General features: G+C 38.7%; 10 protein-coding genes. 4 read left to right on the top strand and 6 right to left on the bottom strand.

Annotation, left to right across the window (positions count from 1 at the left end; translation table 11 throughout):
• Window positions 1-9: 9 nt before the first annotated feature.
• A complete protein-coding gene (locus EO114_RS05565; RefSeq protein WP_127062018.1) occupies window positions 10-1,566 on the bottom strand; it encodes an ABC-F family ATP-binding cassette domain-containing protein in 1,557 nt (518 codons plus the stop codon).
• Between the two features lie 172 nt (window positions 1,567-1,738).
• On the opposite strand from EO114_RS05565, the gene EO114_RS05560 reads away from it, so the two are divergent.
• A complete protein-coding gene (locus tag EO114_RS05560) occupies window positions 1,739-2,581 on the top strand; it encodes a pyridoxamine kinase (RefSeq protein ID WP_127062016.1) in 843 nt (280 codons plus the stop codon).
• Between the two features lie 9 nt (window positions 2,582-2,590).
• The gene (locus EO114_RS05555) at window positions 2,591-3,187 is read left to right on the top strand and encodes an ECF transporter S component (protein WP_126940734.1); all 597 of its coding nucleotides are present in this window, start codon (window positions 2,591-2,593) and stop codon (window positions 3,185-3,187) included.
• Between the two features lie 148 nt (window positions 3,188-3,335).
• Here the strand turns inward: EO114_RS05555 and EO114_RS08065 are convergent, their stop codons facing one another.
• The gene (locus tag EO114_RS08065) at window positions 3,336-3,416 is read right to left on the bottom strand and encodes a putative holin-like toxin (protein ID WP_369688073.1); all 81 of its coding nucleotides are present in this window, start codon (window positions 3,414-3,416) and stop codon (window positions 3,336-3,338) included.
• 291 nt (window positions 3,417-3,707) lie between these two features.
• Entirely contained in the window at window positions 3,708-4,091 is a 384-nt protein-coding gene (locus EO114_RS05550; protein ID WP_127062014.1) for a thioesterase family protein, read from the bottom strand.
• A 234-nt stretch (window positions 4,092-4,325) separates the two neighbouring features.
• Here EO114_RS05550 and relB point away from each other — a divergent pair, with 234 nt between their 5' ends.
• The gene (gene relB, locus EO114_RS05545; RefSeq protein ID WP_127062012.1) at window positions 4,326-4,547 is read left to right on the top strand and encodes a type II toxin-antitoxin system RelB family antitoxin; all 222 of its coding nucleotides are present in this window, start codon (window positions 4,326-4,328) and stop codon (window positions 4,545-4,547) included.
• Complete coding sequence (locus tag EO114_RS05540) at window positions 4,532-4,798, top strand: type II toxin-antitoxin system RelE/ParE family toxin (RefSeq protein ID WP_127062010.1); 267 nt, start codon at window positions 4,532-4,534, stop codon at window positions 4,796-4,798. The genes relB and EO114_RS05540 overlap by 16 nt, the downstream gene beginning before the upstream one ends.
• Window positions 4,799-4,900: 102 nt before the next feature.
• Here the strand turns inward: EO114_RS05540 and EO114_RS05535 are convergent, their stop codons facing one another.
• The 3 genes from EO114_RS05535 to EO114_RS05525 form a co-directional block, all read right to left on the bottom strand.
• Window positions 4,901-10,750: a YadA-like family protein gene (locus EO114_RS05535; protein WP_127062008.1), complete on the bottom strand. Its 5,850-nt coding sequence runs from the start codon at window positions 10,748-10,750 to the stop codon at window positions 4,901-4,903.
• A gap of 626 nt (window positions 10,751-11,376) precedes the next feature.
• On the bottom strand, window positions 11,377-14,835 hold the full coding sequence (locus tag EO114_RS05530; RefSeq protein ID WP_127062006.1) for a YadA-like family protein: 3,459 nt from the start codon (window positions 14,833-14,835) through the stop codon (window positions 11,377-11,379).
• A gap of 320 nt (window positions 14,836-15,155) precedes the next feature.
• Window positions 15,156-22,148, bottom strand: a 6,993-nt coding sequence (locus EO114_RS05525) for a YadA-like family protein (RefSeq protein WP_164723780.1), incomplete at its 5' end; no start/stop codon positions are given.

Below are 22,148 nucleotides of genomic sequence, written 5' to 3'. Positions count from 1 at the left end.
AGTCATCTCCTAAATAATTTTCGTGGTCCAATCTTCGATAGTCCAAATATCCGTTACCCAAGATTCGTAAAACTCAGGCTCATGACAAACTAGGACAATGGTTCCTTTAAAAGCTTGTAATGCCCGCGCCAATTCTGCTTTTGCATCCACATCCAAATGGTTCGTCGGTTCGTCCAAGACAAGCACATTATAGGACTCTTGCATCAATTTACATAGGCGAACTTTTGCATTTTCCCCTCCAGATAAGACGCGCATTTGACTGGTAATATGCTCATTGGCAAGTCCACAACGAGCCAAAGCCGCACGCACCTCAGAATTAGTCAAGGACGGATAGGCATCCCAAATATAGTCTAAAGCCGTTTTAGAATTATCTCGACTGTCTTCTTGAGCGAAATATCCAATTTGTAAGAACTCACCTTTTTCTATCTTGCCAGATAGAGCTGGAATCATACCTAATAAGGTTTTTAATAAGGTTGTTTTACCTAACCCATTCACACCTTGGATGGCAATTTTTTTCCCTCGCTCAATGACTACTTCAACTGGTCGTGTCAAGGGCTCATCATAGCCCAAGACAAGATCCTTCGTATCCACAATAAAACGGCTTGGGGTGCGTCCCTCTTTAAATCCAAAAGATGGTTTTATCTTTTCTTGTGGTTTCTCCAAGATTTCCATTTTTTCTAACCGCTTTGCTCTCGAGTTTGCCATACCACGAGTCGCTACACGGGCTTTATTTCGCTGAATGAAATCCTTCATATCTGCCACTTCTTGCTGTTGTCGCTCATAGGCACGTAAGGCTTGTTGTTTTTTTACTTCGTAGGCAGCTAGGAATTGGTAATAGTCTCCTGTGTATCGTGTGAGCTGAGCTTGTTCAATATGGTAAATCACATTCACCACAGAATTTAAAAACTCCACATCATGAGAGATTAAGATAAAGGCATTTTCATAATTTTGTAAATAGTTTTGCAACCATTTAATATGGTCCACGTCTAAATAGTTTGTCGGTTCGTCCAACAACAGTATAGTAGGTTGTTCTAACAACAACTTTGTGAGCAACACTTTCGTCCGTTGACCACCACTGAGATCCATCACATCACGGTCTAGACCGATATCCATCAAGCCTAAACCCTGCGCAGTTCGTTCAATGGTAGCATCGATTTCATAGAATCCACGCTGCTCTAGCATCTCTTGCCACTCTCCAGTGAGCTCCATAAGCTCATTCATTCTGTCCTCAGAGCAATCGCCCATCTCTAAATAGGCATCTTGCAGTTGTTGTTCAATACCGTATAGAGAATCGAAAGCCCCTCGTAATACATCACGAATGGTCATCCCTTTCTCTAATACACTGTGCTGATCCAAATAACCCACCGTCACTTGATTGGACCATTCCACTTTTCCTTCATCAGGCATCAAGTGCCCTGTTATGATATTTAAAAATGTTGACTTTCCTTCTCCGTTGGCACCGATCAGGCCTACGTGTTCACCTTTCAGCAAACGGAAGGAGGCATCATCTAGTATTTGTCTTGCCCCAAATCCATGGGTTACATTGGTTACAGTTAAAACACTCATATTCATTCTCCAAACTAACGTTATGTATCCTTTTATTATACGTTAACATGACAATAATTTCTAGTTTTTAAACATCTGTCCTGTTATTTTTATATTTTCTGTGTATTTACGCATGACACTATGAAAGTGTATACTAATAGTATTCTAATACTAACAAAAAGGAGTATATCCCATGAATCATGTACCTACTATCTTATCTATACAAGATATGAGCTCTGTAGGCCGTTGTTCACTAACTGTATTCATACCTTTAGTGAGCGCTTTACGGTGCCAACCTATCCCATTACCAACAGCGGTACTTTGCAATCATTTAGAATATCCTAATTTTGAAATGGTGGACATTACGGATCACCTTGAAAGTTTCTACAACTGTTGGAATAAAAATAATATCACTTTCGATGCCATCCAAAGTGGTTTTCTCGCATCACCTGAGCAAATTCGTCTTGTTGAAGATGCCATCGAACGATTCGGCAAAGATAAATTAGTTGTCGTAGATCCCGCTATGGCAGATGACGGCAAACTCTATTCCATCTACAACGAGGAAATGGTGAAAGAAATGCGTAAACTCATCACCAAAGCTTTCATCATCAAACCGAACTACACAGAGGCTTGCTTCCTCTTAGACATGCCCTATGACCCTACACCACAATCGGAAGAGGTTATCTATGATATGTGTCGCAGTTTACATGCGCAAGGCCCAGAATATGTGGTCTTATCTAGCTTACCATCTGAGGATTCCGCCCTCATCGCCGTCTATCGGGGTAGTACAGATACTATCACTTGGGTATCCAATCCATTAGTACAAGTGAAAGCACACGGAACGGGGGATACTTTCACAGCTATCTTGACGGCCCTCGTACTACGTGGCTATAGCCCCGAAGAGGCATCTCGCATTGCAGGCCAATTTACCACAGAGGCAGTACAGTTTACCCACGAGGAAATCGGTTCTCTTCGTGACGGCTTAGCTCTTGAATTACTATTAGATCGTTTAATTTCTATTCCAGACCCACAATAAGGAGGTTTTATGAACACTTACAAAACAAACAATGATATGACCCAAGCTAATAACACAGCAACGTCTGAGCATACACAACTGGCTATATCTACTAGCTCAAGATCCACAACAAAAGATATTATCTATATCGGATTATTATCTGCCTTATGCATCGTGTTTACGACTATTAAAGTACCTTTACCAACAGGTGCCATGGTACATCTTGGTTCCGCTGCCCTATTCTCCATAGCATCCGTATTCGGCGGATTCTATGCAGGGCTCGCTGGCGCCATCGGATCTGGCATTTTTGACCTCATCATGGGCCATTCCCAATACACCTTATTCTCCATCGTAATCAAAGGACTAGCAGGCGTGATTGTAGGTGTATTAACAGTAGGTTGGAGACCTTCCATTCCTGCTCGTTCCATATCTACCCCTCGCATCTTATTAGCTATGCTAGTAGGTGCTATTTGGACAGCTGCAGGGTACTTCGTAGCATGGTGGGTTGTACTGGATAGCTATATCGCTGCCGTCACAAGACTCCCTGCATCCTTCCTAACTAGTGGCATCGGCATCTTAGTAGCCTTGCTATTAATCCCGATCCTACGCCGTATTCCTCGTAAATAATTTGTCATACCATTGAAAGTATGGTATACTAGACATAACAAAAGAGAGCCAGTAACGTGTCGAAGGCGTTAGGCTCATCTCAGAATGCTATGAAATGAAATTGCCTAACGTGTTGAGGTGGCTAGACCTTATTCGTTAGGCTTTTCACTTACATGTTTAAGTAAGTTAAAAATGCTATAACAAGCATAAGAAATTGTATCAATAAAGATAAATATTCAAATGGTGTCATAGTATCACCTCCTCCCATAATAGGAAGAGATGAGCCCAACTCACGTTACTGACTCTCTTGTTTATAAGTATAGCATATTTTGTGCAAATTGTTTATATTTTTAAAAGTAAATCTCATGAGGAATGCCCTTATGTGTAGTAGCCTTGTGGCGTTCTTTACTATCCAAATAGTACTAATATATGAAGAGCAGTGCGTGTTCCTGAGCAAACATTATGAAATACCATTTGCGAAGGAATATGCACTGCTCTTCCCTTTATATAATTTAGTTACAAACGCCACAGGCTACATAACTTAACCAGCGACGATTTTGGACATGAACTTCTCATTATTAATAATAAACCGTTCATGTGTGCCACGGCCGATGACTTTTTCACCTTCTTTAGCTACTACTTCAAAGGTTACTTTTCTACCGTCCACTGCTACTACCGTTGCCATTGCCGTTATAGTTGCTCCTAATGGGCTAGCCGCTTCATGATTTGTTTCCATGCGAATCCCCACGGATCCTTCGCCATCACCTAAATCACCTTGAATCCCAGTATAGGCTGCTTTCTCCATCAATGCTACCATCGCAGGTGTAGCAAACACAGGTAAGGTACCACTACCCATGTACTCCGCTGTATTGTTAGCTTCCACTACCACCGTAGCCATACCAACTTGTCCAATCTCGATTGCCATAGAAACTCCTTTCTATTATTAACAGTAATACAGAATATCATTTGATTATATTCTAGCACTTTAGGTGAATTTTTTCTATTTTATTTTCCTAAAACATGTTACACTAACTCATAATATTTTCTTCTTAACTATATACACGTATAGATTTTAATCATTTATTACTTTCAAGCTCAAATTTCTTGACTTTTTCCTTTTCTGTGTTTACAATGTAAACATAGGAGTGAGGTGATTATCATGGCTGTTATATCTGTACGATTTAATGAAGCAGAAGATAAAATTATTCGTCAATATATTGAAAGTAAAGGAGAAAATATCTCTCAGTATATTAAAACTATGTTGTTAGAACGAATCGAAGATGAATACGATGTATCTATCGTCAACGAATATTTACAAGAAAAAGATTCTATGGAGTTCCTAACATTTGAGGAGGCTGCTAAAGAATGGGATATCAAGTAATTATTCCTGTTAAATTACATAAAAAAATAAAAAAAATGGATTCTTCTACACAAAAATTATTATACTCATATATTAAAAAAAATCTTTGTGGTACAGAGGATCCTCGTATACATGGGAAGCCTTTAAAAGGAAATCTTAAAGGTTTCTGGAGATATCGTATACTTAATTATCGATTAATAGTTGAAATTAAAGATGATAAATTAGTAATTGTAGCCGTTGATTTTGATCATAGAAATAAAATATACACATAAGCAAAGTGGGTACCACGTCTTTCGACGTTGGTACCCACTTTTTGGTATGCATAGTTAACCTTTAACTATTATTATTCAGTTTTAACTATTGTTATTTAGTTTTTATGCCATACCCATGCGTTGCATAAGCATTTTAATTTGTGCTTTCATTTCTGCATTTTCTGCATCTTTTCTAGCATTTTCTGCTTTTAATGCAGAAATTTCATCTTGCATTACATATACAGAGGAGATTGGACCACCTTTGTAACGTTCTGGGATATTGTCGTCATCACCAGTACCGAAACGATATGTTGCACCGATGTTTGCCATGCTCTTACCAGATCCCATTGTGAATCCTGCATTGAACATGAAGTTTTCATTTGCATAGTGTGCAATACCTAATGCTAATGCTTGATTTCCATCATAAGAACCGATACCTGCCATGATTTGAGACTTTCTCAATGGGTCATAGCTTAATGGATTCATCGCTGCTAATGCTGCAGAATGTGCACCAACTTCGCTTACACGTTGGGAAGTTTTTTCTAAAGCAGCGCCAAGTTTATTTGTCACTTCTTTGACTTGACCAACAGTAACTGCATCTGTATCTGCAACACCTGGAGCAACGTTGGTAATACGATTACCACCATTATTTAATCCGTCTTTTGTTAAGCTTACAGATTTCGTAGGATCACCTGTACTTGGAGTAATGTTAAGACCTGCACCATCCATTTTCACAGAACTATCTACTACAGGATTTCCATCTTTATCTTTTACAACATTACCATCTTTATCTTTTTTGTAGTTGTTGTAATCAGAACCATTCAATCCTGTAATTTTGCCATCCTTGATTTCTACTTTAGATACTGTACCATCCGCATTTTTGCTAACTACGGACAATCCTTTATCATTGATAGTTGTAGTATTAACGCCTTCTTTTGTAGGAACACCATTCGCATCTGCTGGAGCACCCGCTGTGATACCACCATTTTTGATATCTACTTTAGATACATTGCCCTTTGCATCTTTTGTTGCTACGGAGAAACCATCTTTATCCATAGATGCAGCAGAACCTTCTTTTGTAGGAATGCCTTTATCATCTACTGGATCGCCAGCGCTTACACGACCATCTTTGATTGTTACTTTGGATACATTACCATTTTCATCTTTAGATGTTACAGAGAAACCATCTTTATCCATAGATGTAGCAGAACCTGTATTTTTAGGAACACCGTTTGCATCTGCTGGAGCACCGAATGTACCAACATTAGCTGTTACACTACCTTTTTCAGCATTCAATTCTACTTTAGTATCACCGTCTTTTTTACCTAGAGTAATCGTTCCTTCATGTCCGTTTACTTCAATAACTTTTGCATCTTTACCTGTTGTAATAGTTCCTTTAGTACCATCCATTTTTACAGCTTCAGGAGAATTTTTATCACCTAAAGTAAGTGTATTGGCATTTAGATCTTTTGCGGTTACCGTTTTAGCTGTTACGCTGCCATCTTTACCATTGATACCTACTTGGTTTTCACCTGTACCGGCTTTAATAGTGGCATCTGTACCATTGATAGCAACAGCATTTTCACCTTTACCAGCTGTGATAGTGCCTTTATCTCCATCTAAAGATACGGCTTTATCACCTTTACCTGCAGTTACTTTGTTAGCTTGTACACTACCGTCTTTGCCATCAAGTTTAACTTGTTTGCCGTTTGCACCGTCACCAGCTGTAATAGTGCCATCAGCACCATTCATTTTAACTTCTTTGTCACCTTTACCAGTAGATACAGTTCCTTTAGGTCCATCTAATTTAACTTGCGTATCACCAGTGCCTACAGTCACATTACCATCTTTACCATCTAGCTTAACTTCCTTGTCGCCTGTTCCAGCTGTAACACTACCATCTTTACCATCGATTTTAACAGCTGTTTTACCATTTGGATCACCAGCCACAATAGTTCCTTCGTGTCCATCAAGTTCTACGCCTGGATCATTAGCATGATCTCCATCAGGATCATTTGCATCATGTTTACCAAGTGTAACTTTTTCACTCAATGTTGCATGGAATGTTTTAACTCCATTTTCCATTGTAGAAGTAACAGTAATGTTTTTATCACCTTTAACATCGACGCCTTCGCCAGCTAATTCTTTGATTTTATTTTTGCCAGCCTCAGTAAGTCCTTCCATATTTTTTAATTGCGTAATATCGGCCGCTGCCGCAGAATGAGCATTGTTTAAACGTTCATTCATGGTGGACAATGCATCGCCTACATTATGAGCCGCAACATCTTTATTATCTTTATCTTTTACTGTAAAAGTTGGTTCTGTTACATTACCATTCTCATCTACAGTCGCACCACCGCCAAGATATTTAGCAACTTCAGCTTTGGCTGCATGCAACTGATTTCCAGTCACTGCATCTTTAGAGTTTTCAGCAATCTTACCATCTTTCAAATTAGATAATGTAGTTGGGCCACCTTTACCATCTGGATTCATTACACTAGCTTGCAATTTATCAGAATCTACTGGTTTTGCAGCGCCAATTTTATTACCATCTTTATCTACCTGATCAGCTTTGTAATACTTACCATCATTTGCCTTCACTAAACGGTTGCCCTGATCATCCGTGTACACTACTGATCCAGCTTCACCATTACGTAATGCATTGACTTTATCTGTCAAGGATTTACCATTCAAGCCATCTTGACCAGTTAATCCTTTATCAGCTGCCGTAGCATCTGGATCATCTGCCGCTTTACCTGTAGCACCTTTACCATCACGTCCATCAGCAGCTGTGTCCCCTAATTTAGAAATGTTAGCTAACTCTTTTTTTACTTTATCAGATAAACCAACTGTAATGGTGTCGCCTTTAGCTTCCGTTGTGAGCTCATCAGTGGCACCTTTTACTTTTAAGGTTTTCTCTTTTAAGTTCAAGGATAATTTAGTGGCACTAGTATTATCATCGTCAGCTGATTCTGTACCTTTATCATCGATTGTTGTATCGCCAGCGAAGGACAATGTTGTATTAGTACCTAAGTCAGTTTTTAAGGCCTCTAATTTACCTGCCATAGCATCATTCGTTACTACGTTATCAGTAATATTTTTCTCAATGGCTGCAATTTTTTCATCAGCAGCAGCGATTTTTTCACCTTGTGCCGTCACTTTTCCATCGATACCATCCACTTTAGTGGTTAATCCCGCGAGATCCTCTTTTGCTTTATTAGCAGTTCCTTCTACAGTATCTACTTTAGTTTTAAGATCTCCCAAGCCATTTTTATTCTCTTCCACACCAGCTTTTAGTTTAGTAATATCACCTTCAGCTGCAGTGACTTTACCGGCTACTTCATCTAATTTTGCTTTAGAGGCAACGCCTTTAATCGTAACATTTTCATCAGCAATTTCAGTATTTTCACCATTTGCTTTTTTCAATGTCACAGTACCGTCATTATCTACTTCATATTCGCCTTTTACCACGTGTAATTCAGCAGATTTATCAAGTTTGCCTTCTTTTAAATCATTGACACCCGTATTAGCAGCTGCTTTTGCTTCATCTACAGCCTTTTTAAGAGCTGCCGCATTTTCAGCTTTTTCTGTTTTTAAACGTTCATTTAATTCAGTTTCATCAACTTTATTACCTAAGGCAGTTACCATTTTATCAAGTGCTGCACCATCTACTTTGCCAGATAATACATCTTTCAAGTCATTAATGGCTTTTAAGTCAGCCTTTTTAGCCATTTCTTCTCTGAAAGTATCATCACTTACTTTCGTAGCTAATTCAGCGTTGACTTCACCAATTTTTGTATCTAAATCAGCTTTACTTGCTTTTTTATCTACTTCTGTTTTTAAATGTTCTAAAGCAGTTTTACTTGCAATACCAGTGATTGTTACAGCTTCTTCTGTTTTGACAGTACCGGTTCCATCTACTTTATCTAATGTAACACTACCGTCACTATTTACCGCATAGGAACCCTTTTTAACATGTAACTCAGCGGATTTATCTAGTTTATTGTTTGTTAAATTAGTAACATCTGCTGCATTTGCTTTTTTATTTAATTCTGTAGTTAGATCATCTTTATTTACTTTTTTATCTAATGCTTCTTTTACTTTGCCTGCCGTAACAAGCTTATTCGCATCACCACTAGCAGTCACGTCATTAGCCAAGTTAGGTGTTACAGTTACTTTACCATCTGCACCAGTCGTTACAGAAATTGCATCCCCATTACTACTTGTAATAGAGTTTACTTCACTCTTAGATGCAATCGTTACAGCATTGCCATTCGCTGTTAAAGTAATATTTTTACCAGCTACTAATTTTACTTTATGAGCTTCTGCATCACCTTCAGTTGTTGTAGGCACTAAATCTGTAGTGCTTGTTCCATTTACTACACTTACTGTACTTACTGTGTTATTGCGTAATGCTTTTAATTGTTTTACGTTGACTGCATCAGTATCATTAGTACCACTTGCTACGCTTAGAATACGACGAGTGATACTGCTTCCATTACCTACAGAAACAACGCCATGATCAGTGTTATTTACAGCATCTTTTGTTAAGTAACCAGTAGTAGCTGTGCCATCCGCTTCAGTAGTAGTAGATCCTTCACCTAATGCGACAGAGTTCGCTAAAGCTGCTTTCGCTTTTGTACCAATACCGATAGCATTTTCCGCTTCTGCATGAGCCGATGTACCAATGGCCACGGCACTCACTCCAGAAGCCAATACTTTGCCTACATCACTATTACCATTATTATCATTACTAGAACCAATTGCTACAGCATTTTTTGCTGATACACGTGTAAAGTAACCAACTGCTGTACCATATTGAGCATTTGCATCCACACTATTTCGTGCACCAACAGCAACTGCTTGGTTGGCATAATTGTCAGACTTATAACCAATATTTGTAGCACCGGCTTGACGTACATTGATATCAAAACCAATACCGACTGCTTTATTAGTTTCTACGTTTACATTAGTACCAATAGCTGTGGCACCATGTTCTTTTGCAAATGTAGATAAACCAATGGATACAGCTCCAGTACCTGTTGCTTTAGCACTAGAACCAATGGCTATGGCATTACCACTATTAGCTACTGTTTTAGATCCAATCGCAATAGATTGCGTTCCAGACGCCGTTGGTGCTTCTGCTGCATCAGCACCAGCACTACCGATAGCAATGGATTGCACACCGCTAGCAGATGCATTTTTACCTGCTGCCACTGCACCTGTTGCGGAAGCACTAGCCCCATTACCAGCTGCTAATGCACTATCTTCTGTAGCTTCACTGGATTTACCAACTGCTGTAGCATTAGCGACTGTAGCTTTCGATTGATCACCCACTGCTACTGTGCTATCTGCTGTGGCTTGCGCTTGGTTACCATAGGCAACTGCTGCTGTTCCAGTGGCGTTGGATTGGTTACCAATACTAATAGCCGTGTCCTTCGTAGCATTCACTTTGTTACCAATCGCAATAGCAGACAAAGCTGTCGTAACTGCTTCATTACCGATGGCCACGCCTCTTTCACCTGTGACAGCACGACTTAAACGACCAATGGCGATAGAACTTTGCATACCTGCTTCTGCACGAGTACCGATGGCAACACTATCACTACCTAAAGCTTGTACTTTCCCAAAATTGGCGCCAGAACCAATAGCTACTGCATTTTCTGCACTGGCAGTGATTCCATTCCCCATTGCTACAGAAAATCGCTTCGTAACAGTGATATTTTTACCAACACCTACAGAGCTATCTCCGCCTACTTCAACCTTAGTACCTAATGCTATTTCTGCACCATCTTTTACGGTCCCCTCAGGAATTGCCGCTTGTACAGTTGCCACTTGTGCACTCACTGCCAAGGCTGCTAATACACTAGCTACGGCAATCTTCTTTTTACCTGTGGTGTTTTTCGCTACTTCTGAAACTACGATGTAGCACTGCTTAGACTTGCTCCAAATAACCTTGAATAACTTGTTCATTGTGATAATCCTCCTTTTTTCTGGTCATCAAACCTTGAACTATATATTATTTATATTTATTAAATATAAACTACCTTATATATCGATGTAACCTATACACCACTACTTAATCAATACATATGACATTTACATATTTCAAATTTAAGTTTTATGATGAAGAAATACATTATTTACTTCTTATTATACATATCTTTACTAAAAGTACTAGTATAATTTTGATTATTTTATTCACTTTTTTGTAATAATCAAAACTTTTTTCACCACTCTAAGCCTACATTATGCCATACTGCACACTTCGTTAAATCTTTAAATGCAATTACAAAAGTATTGAATTTCAACGCTTTTATAATCCTACTATATCTTATACTTTTAATTATATAGATTTTATCGGTTTTTTTCAATATTGCATATTTCATTATTTTACTCTAGAGATGCCTGTAGCAGAGCAAGTGTGTCCTATATTTTTCAATGTGCTATTATGCACTATCTTCATGAAGATAACATAAAGAAATGTGAATGTATTTCAAAAAAGACAAAATGGACACCGAGTCTGTCAACTCAGTGTCCATTTCATTCCATCATAGGATGCATTAGTTCTTTCTTAGAACTATCTTACCTATATGATATTATTTTAGTTTCGCTTCTAACATAGCGATACGTTCCATCAACAAATCAATTTTGTTGCCGTACTCTACATCTTTACGAGCATTTTCTGCTTTCAACGCTGTGATTTCATCTTGCATTACATATACAGAGGAGATTGGACCACCTTTATAACGTTCTGGGATATTGTCATCATCACCAGTACCGAAGCGATATGTTGCACCGATGTTTGCCATGCTCTTACCAGATCCCATTGTAATTCCTGCATTGAACATAAAGTTTTCATTTGCATAGTGTGCAATACCTAATGCTAACGCTTGGTTTCCATCATAAGAGCCGATACCTGCCATGATTTGAGACTTTCTCAAAGGATCGTAGCTTAATGGATTCATCGCTGCCAATGCTGCGGAATGTGCACCAACTTCGCTTACACGTTGGGAAGTTTTTTCTAAAGCAGCGCCAAGTTTATTTGTCACTTCTTTGACTTGACCAATAGTTGCTACATCATCATCCTTAGTACCAGGTTGTAAGCCACTGATTTTACCATTTTTGATAGTAATTGGTGTAAGCGCTTTACCGTTTTCGTCTGTAGAAATTACGGAGAAGCCATCTTTACCCATAGATACTGCTGTAGCATTTTTTTCTGTAGGAACGCCGTTTGCATCTACTGGAGCACCCGCTGTGATACCACCATTTTTGATGTCAACTTTAGATACTTTACCATCTTTATCTTTTGTTGCTACGGAGAAACCATCTTTATCCATAGATGTAGCAGAACCTGCTTTTGTAGGAATACCATTTTCATCTACCGGATCACCAGCACTTACTCGACCGTCTTTGATACCTACTGTAGCTTTATTGCCATCTTTATCTTTACCTACTACAGAGATACCCTCATCAGTAATTTTTGTATTGTTTTTACCCGCTTTAGCTGGAGCACCATCTTCAGCTAATGGAGCACCAAACTCACCGTCTTTTGCTTTTACAGTTTTAGCTGTTACACTGCCGTCTTTACCGTTGATACCAACTTGGTTTTCACCTGTTCCTGCTGTGATAGTACCATCTGTACCATTCATTTTGATAGCATTGGCAGAATCTTTATCACCTAAAGTAAGTGTATCGGCATTCACATCTTTAGCTTTTACCGTTTTAGCTGTTACGCTACCGTCTTTACCATTGATACCTACTTGGTTTTCACCTGTACCGGCTTTAATAGTGGCATCTGTACCATTGACAGCAACAGCATTTTCACCTTTACCAGCTGTAATAGTACCTTTATCTCCATCTAAAGATACGGCTTTATCACCTTTACCTGCAGTTACTTTGTTAGCTTGTACACCACCAGTTGCTGCATCAAGTTCAACAAATTTATCGCCGTTTGGATTACCAACAGTCACTTTACCTTTAGCACCATCTAGTTTAACTTCTTTATCATCTTTACCAGCTGTGACAGTACTATCAACTCCATTCACCCTTACATTAGGATGCTCTTTATCTGGTCCACCCAATTTAAGATCATCACTCAATGTTGTGTAGAATGTTTTAACACCATTTACATCTTTAGGTTTTACTGTGATATTTTTATCACCTTTAACATCAACACCTTGTCCAGCATATTCTTTGATTTTATTTATACCAGCCTCAGTAAGTCCTTCCATATTTTTTAAACCGCTAATATCAGTTGCTGCAGAGCTAACCTTATTTAAACGTTCATTCATGGTGGACAATGCTTCTCCTACATTATGAGCCGCAACATCTTTATTATCTTTATCTTTTACTGTAAATGTTGGTTCTGTTACATCACCATTTTCATTTACAGTTGCACCACCACCAAGATATTTAGCAACTTCAGCTTTTGCTGCATACAACTGATTTCCAGTCATCGCATCTTTGGAATTTTTTGCAATTTTACCATCTTTCAAGTTAGATAATGTAGTTGGACCACCTTTACCATCTGGATTCATCACACTAGCTTGCAATTTATCATTAGCTACTGGTTGTGCATCGCCAATTTTATTACCATCTGCATCCACACTTTTTGCCAAGTAGTAATTACCATCATTAGCTTTTACTAAACGTTTACCATCAGCATCAGTGTATACAACAGATCCAGCTTCACCATTACGTAAGGCATTGACTTTATCTGTCAGGGATTTACCATTCAAGCCATCTTGACCAGTTAATCCTTTATCAGCTGCTGTAGCCGTTGGATCATCTGCCGCTTTACCTGTAGCAGCTTTACCATCACGTCCATCAGCAGATGTATCTCCTAATTTCGTAATTTTAGCTTTTAAATCATTAACATCCGATGCATTGGCCTTTTGTTCTAATGCTGACTTTACTTTACCAGCAGTTACCAATTTATTTGCATCTGTATCCGCATTTAGATCATTAGCCAAGTTAGGAGTGATACTTACTTTGCCATCTGTACCTGTAGTTACGGAAATTGCATTTGTATTCCCACTTGAAATGGAGTTCACTTCACTTGTTGATGCAATAGTTACTGTATTTTCGTTGGCTGTTAGAGTAATATTTTTACCAGCTACTAATTTTACTTTATGCGCTTCTGCATCACCTGCAGTTGTTTTAGGCACTAAATCTGTTGTAGTTGTTCCATTCACAACAGACAAGGTACTTAGTGTTGCATTTCTTAACGCTTTTAACTGTTTTACATTTACTGCATCAGTATCATTAGTACCACTTGCCACGCTAAGGATACGACGAGTAATAGTGCTTCCATTCCCTATAGATAAAACACCATGATCACTGTTATTTACAGTGTCATTTGTCAAGTATCCAGTAGTATCTGCACCATCAGCAGATGTTGTAGTAGAACCTTCACCTAAGGCTACAGAATTTTTTACTTCCGCACTTGCGCTTGCACCCATAGCGACTGCACCTTCTGTCTTAGCGCTTGCACCATTTCCCATACTAATAGCATTTTTAGAGTCAGCCTTAACTTTATTACCTATCGCAATAGCGGCATACCCAGTTGTTACCGCTTCATTACCGATGGCAACTCCTCTTTCATCTGTTATGGACTTACTTAAACGACCTATGGCAATAGAACTTTGCTTCGTTGCTTCTGCACGAGTACCCATAGCAATGCTATCAGCACCTAGGGCTTGGACTTTACCGTTATTAGAACCAGAGCCAATAGCCACAGCATTGTCAGATTCTGTCACAATATTATTCCCTATTCCTACAGAAAATCGATTTTTTACCTCATTGTTTTTACCAATAACTACAGAGCTATCTCCATTGGCCTTAACATTACCACCAATTGCTAAAATAGCGCCCCCATTTAATTCTCCCTCAGGAATTGCCGCTTGTACCGTTGCCACTTGTGCACTCACTGCCAAGGCCGCTAATACACTAGCTACGGCAATCTTCTTCTTACCTGTGGTATTTTTCGCTACTTCTGAAACTACGATGTAGCATTGCTTAGACTTGCTCCAAATAACCTTAAACAATTTGTTCATGTTAATACTCCTCTTCCTTTCTTTACAAAATGATGTAACATAATCAACCTACGAAATGTTAATCTTCTCCTACATTTAAATGATTAAATATCTATCACTATTATACACGCATACATAGAGCTTATTCAATAAATTTAATATAATTACCCATGCCAATTAGTTATAACCATAAATTCCAATAATTTCTTTAACTATAATTTAAAACTATTAATTGTATCTAACATCAATTTAATAGCATTCTAATATATAACGAAAGTGGGTACTAAGCCTGTATGACTTAGTACCCACTATTCTTATACCATGAGCATATCCATATTAAATTATGCTTTTACCGCTAACATTTCAATACGTTCCATAAGCATTTTCATTTGCTCTTTCATTTCAGCATTTTCTGCTTTTAATGCACTTACTTCGTCTTGCATTACATAGACAGAAGAAATTGGACCGCCTTTGTAACGTTCAGGAACCGCACTATATTCTCCGCCAAATCGATATGTCACACCTGCATTGACCATGTTGCTTCCATCGCCAACGGCAACACCTACATTAAATAGAGTATCTTCGTTCGCATAATGAGCCACACCTAATGCTAAGGCTTTGTTACCTTTATAGGATCCAACGCCTGCCATGACTTGAGATTTTTTAAGAGGATCATAGCTCAATGGATTCATAGCTGCTAATGCCGCTGCATGAGCACCTGCCTCATTCACACGGTTATTTAAAGCGTGTGCTGCTGCACGTACTTGACCTACTGTGGCTGCATCCGTATTAGCTGTACCTGCTGCTACATTATGAATTTGATTACCACCATTGTCTAGACCATCCGCTGTTAAGGAAACAGTCGGTTTATCTAAACCTTTCACTGGTGCAATCGTAATGCCTTCGCCATTGACTGTAGTTGTTACTAGACGAATCGGATTACCATCTTTACCTAATTGATGTTTCACAGATCCATCTGCATTCTTAACAATTTCTTTAGAACCATCTGGATTTGTTTTTATTTCAGGTAAGTAGTAGTCGTAGGATGTGGAACCATCTTTCATTTTCACATCTTTCGCCAATTTCACAGTCATCGTAGCTGGTTTGCCATCTTTTGCCTCAGTAGATACTACACCAATATTATCATCTGTTAATGCTTTAGTAGCTCCACCTTTAATAGCTAATGTATCGCCTAAACCTACAGTCACTGTGCTACCAGTATCACCTACAAATACTCGACCACGCGCCAAGGTATCCGTTACATCTTTCACTTGACCTTGCGTTGCCACTACACTGCGATCTGCTTCAGTCACTACTTTAGCTGGATCCCACTTCGTATTTGTCAAACCAGATACTGTGCCATTTTTGATTTCTACTTTAGATGTAGTACCATCAGGGTTCTTAGTCGTTACTGCTATACCATCTGCTGTAACAGTTGTATTAGTTCCTGTAGAATCTCCTAATTGAACCGTCTTAGCATTTACTGTATTAGCTTTCACTGTATCAGCTGCTACTGCTTTGCTTGTCACAGTACCTGTTGTACCATCTACAGTAATTTTCTTATCACCAGAACCAAATGTAACTGTGTCATTTAATTTTGCTGTGAAAGTTTTTACTCTAGTAGTTGTATTAGTACTTGGTGTGACAGTAATACCATGTTCACCTATTACATTGATCAAATTAGTAATTGTATCCTTACCAGTATTTGTCAGGTTACTTAAATCTTTTGTGGCAGAATTACCTTTTAAGCTTTCAATCTCTTTATTTGCTTTTGTGATGTCATTAGCATTTTTTGCAATGGCTGTTGTATTAGCACCAATTGCTTTTGTATTAGATTGAATAGCGGATGCATTGTCTTTAATTGCTTTTTCATTAGTAGCAATTTTGCCTTCTGCAGTAGTAACACGGTTTTCTACTTTTTGAATACGATCTGTATTAGATTTAATAGTCTCTGTATTGTTCTTAATATCTTGGGCATTTTTCTTGATATCTGCTGCATTTTGAGTTGCTTTTGCATCAACTGCCTCAATAGCTTTTTTATTGGCTGCAATATCTCTTACATTGTCAGCAATTGCATTTTTATTGGTAGCTATAGCTTCTTTATTAGCTTCAATTGCTTTCATATTCGCTGCAATATCATCTTTTGCCTTCGTCATATCACCTTGAAGCGTTGTAATTTTGCCTTCTGCACTGCCCAAGCGTGTATTTAAATCAGAAATCTTACCAAGTTCAGCTTTAGCATCTGCTGTTAAATCCACTGTGTATTCACGTTCACCTTTAGCATTTAAGGTACCACCAGTGACAGAAACGCTACCATTATCAGCTGCTTTTACAGTTGTATCACGACCGTTTACCGTGTATGTTGTATTACCATCTTTTGTTTCAGGTGTTACTGTCACATTGTTACCAGCTGCTACTTTTACAGCATCTCTTGCTGCTGTTTTTGCTAAATCAGCTACTTTATCCTTACCATCTTTGGATAAGTTACTTAAGTTTTTATCTGCTGCATTATCGATAGCATTACGAGTTGCTTCATTCAAGCCGAATACAACTTTACCATCTTTATCAGCTGCAATTGTGATACCCGCTTTTGCTGCTTCAGCAGTAGCTGCTGTACCATCACCAGATACGAAGTTCAAACCTTTTTGTAATGTTACAGTCTTAGCATCTGCATCTTCTGCACTATTAGCACGATATGTGATAGATGCCTCTAAATTAGGGGCTACTACTTTCGCATTGCCAAAGTCGACTGTAGCTGGTGTAGCAGGGTTAGTACCTTCTGCGTCTTTTTTAGGTTTCAAGGTAATGGTAGCATCACCATTTTTAATCACTAGGTTATCTTTGCCATTACCAGCGATTTCTTTGATATTGCCAAGGTTTTCTGCTAATTTTACATCAAGATCATTGTTATTTTTCACAACTTTGATGTTGTTTGTTTCAGCATCTGTGCGTGTGAAGTTATCAGCACCTTTAATTGTTAAAGTTTCACCTAAGTTACGATGTACTTTACCAGCATCTGTTGTGTCATTACCTGTGAAATCTAATCCTTTATTACCAAGGACAGTGTTCGCATTATTGATACGACCATCTAATTTAGTAATCGCATCGCCTACATTCTTAACTGCTTCTGTACCTGTGCCATCATCTTTTGTGATGTTGTATGTAGGGCCTGTGAAAGTGCCATTTTCTACTTTAGCACCACCACCTAAGGCTGTGGCTAAATCAGATTTAACAGTGTGTAATTGTCCGCCGTTCACAGCTTCTTTGGAACCCTCTGCTACTTTGCCATCTGCGATATTGGACAAGGTAGTTGGCGCTGTAGTTTCTCCATTAGGATTTACCACACGAGCTTGTGGAGTTTTCACTTCTTCTGGTGCTTTACCTTTATTTTCCTCAGCAGTTTTTACAGTACCGTCAGCTTTTACTTCATCAGCTTTGTAGTATTTACCATCTTTTGCTTTTACCACACGGTCGCCAGCATCATTAGTATATACCACAGATCCAGCTTCGCCATTACGTAATGCATTTACTTTATCTGTTAACGTTTTGTCATTTAAGCCGTCTTTACCAGTTAAACCAGTTGCACCAGATGTACCATTCACACCATCACGACCATTAGATGCTGTATCACCTACATTGTTAATAGCATTTAATTTTGCTTTTACTGTGTCAGATAAATCTAATGTGTAGGTACGAACTTTAGTTGTAGCATCTAGGTCACCACCAGCAATAGCTAAGCTATCTGCATTCACTGCTACTGTTGTATCGTTTGCATTTACTTTATATGTAGTTACGCCTGCAGTTGTCGTATCAGTTGTAACAGTTGTATTAATACCATCTGCTACAGTAACTGCTGCTTTAGCTGCTTCACCTGCCAACTCTTTAACTTTATTTTTGCCATCATCAGTTAAATTGCTTAAGTTTTTATCCGCTGCGTTGTCAACTTTTTCACGAGTCGCTTTATCTAAGCCAAATGTTACTTTGCCATTATCTTCTGCTTTGATAGCAATGCCAGATTTCGGACCTTCTGCAGTAGTCGTAGTATCTGTACTTGCTACGAAATTAAAACCATCAGCTAATTTAACAGATTTAGCATTGGCTGCCTCTTCATCATTAGCACGATATTTAATGGACGCATCCAAGTTAGATGCTACTACTTTTGTATCGCCAAAATCAACTGTAGCTGGTGTAGCAGGGTTAGTACCTTCTGCCTCTTTTTTAGGTTTCAAGGTAATGGTAGCATCGCCGTTTTTAATCACTAGGTTATCTTTGCCATTACCAGCGATTTCTTTGATGTTGCCAAGGTTTTCAGCTAATTTCACATCAAGGTCATTATCAGTTTTAACCACTTTGATGTTATTTGTTTCAGTTGCTTCACGAGTGAAGTTTTCTGCACCTTTGATTGTTAAAGTTTCACCTAAATTACGATGTACTTTCACAGTTGTATCGTTACCTGTGAAATCTAAGCCTTTATTAGCAAGTGTAGTGTTGGCATTGTTGATACGACCATCTAATTTACTAATCGCATCGCCTACATTATTCACAGCCTCTTTGCCTGTGCCATCATCTTTTGTGATGTTGTATGTAGGGCCTGTGAAGGAGCCGTCAGCATCGACTTTAGAATCTCCACCGAGTGCTGTAGCTAGGTCAGATTTCACAGTATGTAATTGTCCACCGTTTACAGCATCTTTGGAGTTTGCTGCTACTTTGCCATCAGCGATGTTGGACAAGGTAGTTGGCGCTGTAGTTTCTCCATTAGGATTTACCACACGAGCTTGTGGAGTTGTCACTTCTTCTGATTTTTTACCTTTGTTTTCCTCAGCAGTTTTTACAGTACCGTCAGCTTTTACTTCATCAGCTTTGTAGTATTTACCATCTTTTGCTTTTACCACACGGTCACCAGCATCATTAGTGTACACCACGGATCCAGCTTCGCCATTACGCAATGCATTCACTTTATCTGTTAACGTTTTGTCATTTAAGCCATCTTTACCAGTTAAGCCAATTGCACCAGATGTGCCATCTTTGCCGTCACGTCCGTTGGAGGATGTATCGCCAAGTTTATCTAACTTATTTGTTACTTTTTCATCTAAGGATAAAGTAATGGTTCCATTATTAGCTACAGTTTTGATTTGATCAGCTGTACCCGCTACTTTTAAAGTACCTGTGGCCAATGGTAAGTTCAAGTGATCTTCACCAGCTGCTGCACCTTCGTTAGTATCGCCAGCATAACGTAGATTTGCATTATTAGTTACTGTTGTATTTAAGTTGGTAATTGCATCATCTACATATTTTTTATTCGCTGCATCTTCATCTGCTTCTGCTTTAGCTACATTAGTAACTTTCATGCCACCAGCATTGATGCCATCTTTACCGATAGTAACAGTTTTAGTCTCTCCTGCTGCTCCATCTGCACCTGCTGCCGTATTAGCAATGGATACTCCATCTGCACCTAAGGTGATAGTAGAGCCTGGTTTTCCTTCTCCAGTAGTATTACTGATAGATTTGATATTGCCAAGGTTTTCTGCTAATTTCACATCAAGATCATTGTTATTTTTCACAACTTTGATGTTGTTTGTTTCAGCATCTGTACGAGTGAAGTTTTCCGCACCTTTAATTGTCAAAGTAGTACCTAAATCACGGTGTACTTTCGCAGTTGTATCGTTACCTGTGAAGTCTAAGCCTTTTGTAGTCAATGCATTGGTTACATTTGTACCTGCTTGGGTAATTTTAGTAGATAAATCATTGTAATTTTCAGTAACGGTTTCACCTAGTTTTGTTAATTTTTCTGTATTTCCAGAAATCTTAGCATTTTGTCCAGCATTAGTAGCATCTAATTTTTCAATGGCCTCTTTAATAGTTCCAGCATTTTCAGCCGTACCATCTGCTTTAGTAATACTGAAAGTTGGTCCTGTAATTGTGCCATTTTCATTAATTGTTGTACCACCGATGATAGCACCAATTTCAGATTTAGCAGTATATAATTGACCGCCGTTCACAGCATCTTTGGAGTTTGCTGCTACTTTGCCATCTGCGATGTTAGACAAGGTTGTAGGAACTGTAGTTTCTCCATTACCATTCACAACACGTGCTTGTGGATTCTCTACTACTTTTGGTGCTTTACCGTTATTTTCCTCAGCAGTTTTTACAGTACCATCAGCTTTTACTTCATCAGCTTTATAGTATTTACCATCTTTAGCTTTTACCACACGGTCGCCAGCATCATTAGTATATACTACAGATCCAGCTTCGCCATTACGTAATGCATTTACTTTATCTGTTAATGTTTTATCGTTTAAGCCATCTTTGCCAGTTAAGCCTTGTGCACCAGACGCACCATCTTTGCCATCACGTCCATTGGAAGCTGTGTCACCAAGTTTAGCTAATTTGTCTGTCACTTTTTTATCTAAGGATAAAGTAATGGTTCCATTATTAGCTACAGTTTTGATTTGGTCAGCTGTACCTGCTACTTTTAAAGTACCTGTCGCTAATGGTAAGTTCAAGTGATCTTCACCATTTACTGCGCCTTCGTTAGTATCACCAGCATAACGTAGATTTGCATTATTAGTCACTGTTGTATTCAAGTTTTTAATCGCATCATCTACATATTTTTTATTCGCTGCATCGTCATCTGCTTCTGCTTTCGCTACATTGGTAACTTTCATGCCACCAGCATTGATGCCGTCTTTGCCGATTGTAACAGTTTTAGTTTCGCCAGCTGCACCGTCTGCACCTGCTGCAGTATTAGCGATAGATACACCATCTGCGCCTAAGGTAATTTTGCTACCTGGTTTTCCGTCTGCATCAGCATTAGTGATGGAAGTAATATTTTTCAAGTCACTAGCAAGTTTTACATTTAATGTATCTGCTGCCGTGCCATCTTTTTTCACAGTGATATTGTTTTGACCGTGGATGTTTAAAGTTTCTCCTAATTTACGAGTTACTTTATCTGCTGTTGCATCATCACCAGCGAAAGTCATACCTTTATCAACGATACCATCTACTTTTCCTTCTAAGGTTGTTACTTTTCCTGCTGTTTCAGAGATTTTTGTATTTTGTCCCTTGTTCGCTGCATCTAGTTTTTCGATGGCCTCTTTAATAGTTCCAGCATTTTCAGCAGTACCTTCCTCATTAGTAATACTGAAAGTTGGTCCTGTAATTTTGCCATTTTCATTAATTGTTGTACCACCGATGATAGCACCAATTTCAGATTTAGCAGTATGTAATTGACCGCCGTTCACAGCATCTTTAGAATTAGCTGCTACTTTTCCATCAGCGATGTTGGACAATTTAGTTGTACCACCAGTTGTTGTACCATCTGGGTTAACCACACG

This window comes from Veillonella sp. 3627 (genome assembly GCF_003992195.1).
Lineage (GTDB): Bacteria > Bacillota > Negativicutes > Veillonellales > Veillonellaceae > F0422.
This window is presented reverse-complemented; position numbering and strand designations above follow the sequence as displayed.

Bases quoted from the DNA above. Each gene is read 5' to 3' on its own strand.
- EO114_RS05550 (WP_127062014.1), bottom strand. From the start codon at position 4,091: ATGGCAATCGAGATTGGACAAGTTGGTATGGCTACGGTGGTAGTGGAA.
- relB (WP_127062012.1), top strand. From the start codon at position 4,326: ATGGCTGTTATATCTGTACGATTTAATGAAGCAGAAGATAAAATTATT.
- EO114_RS05560 (WP_127062016.1), top strand. From the start codon at position 1,739: ATGAATCATGTACCTACTATCTTATCTATACAAGATATGAGCTCTGTA.
- EO114_RS05555 (WP_126940734.1), top strand. From the start codon at position 2,591: ATGAACACTTACAAAACAAACAATGATATGACCCAAGCTAATAACACA.
- EO114_RS05530 (WP_127062006.1), bottom strand. From the start codon at position 14,835: ATGAACAAATTGTTTAAGGTTATTTGGAGCAAGTCTAAGCAATGCTAC.
- EO114_RS05565 (WP_127062018.1), bottom strand. From the start codon at position 1,566: ATGAGTGTTTTAACTGTAACCAATGTAACCCATGGATTTGGGGCAAGA.
- EO114_RS05535 (WP_127062008.1), bottom strand. From the start codon at position 10,750: ATGAACAAGTTATTCAAGGTTATTTGGAGCAAGTCTAAGCAGTGCTAC.
- EO114_RS05540 (WP_127062010.1), top strand. From the start codon at position 4,532: ATGGGATATCAAGTAATTATTCCTGTTAAATTACATAAAAAAATAAAA.
- EO114_RS08065 (WP_369688073.1), bottom strand. From the start codon at position 3,416: ATGACACCATTTGAATATTTATCTTTATTGATACAATTTCTTATGCTT.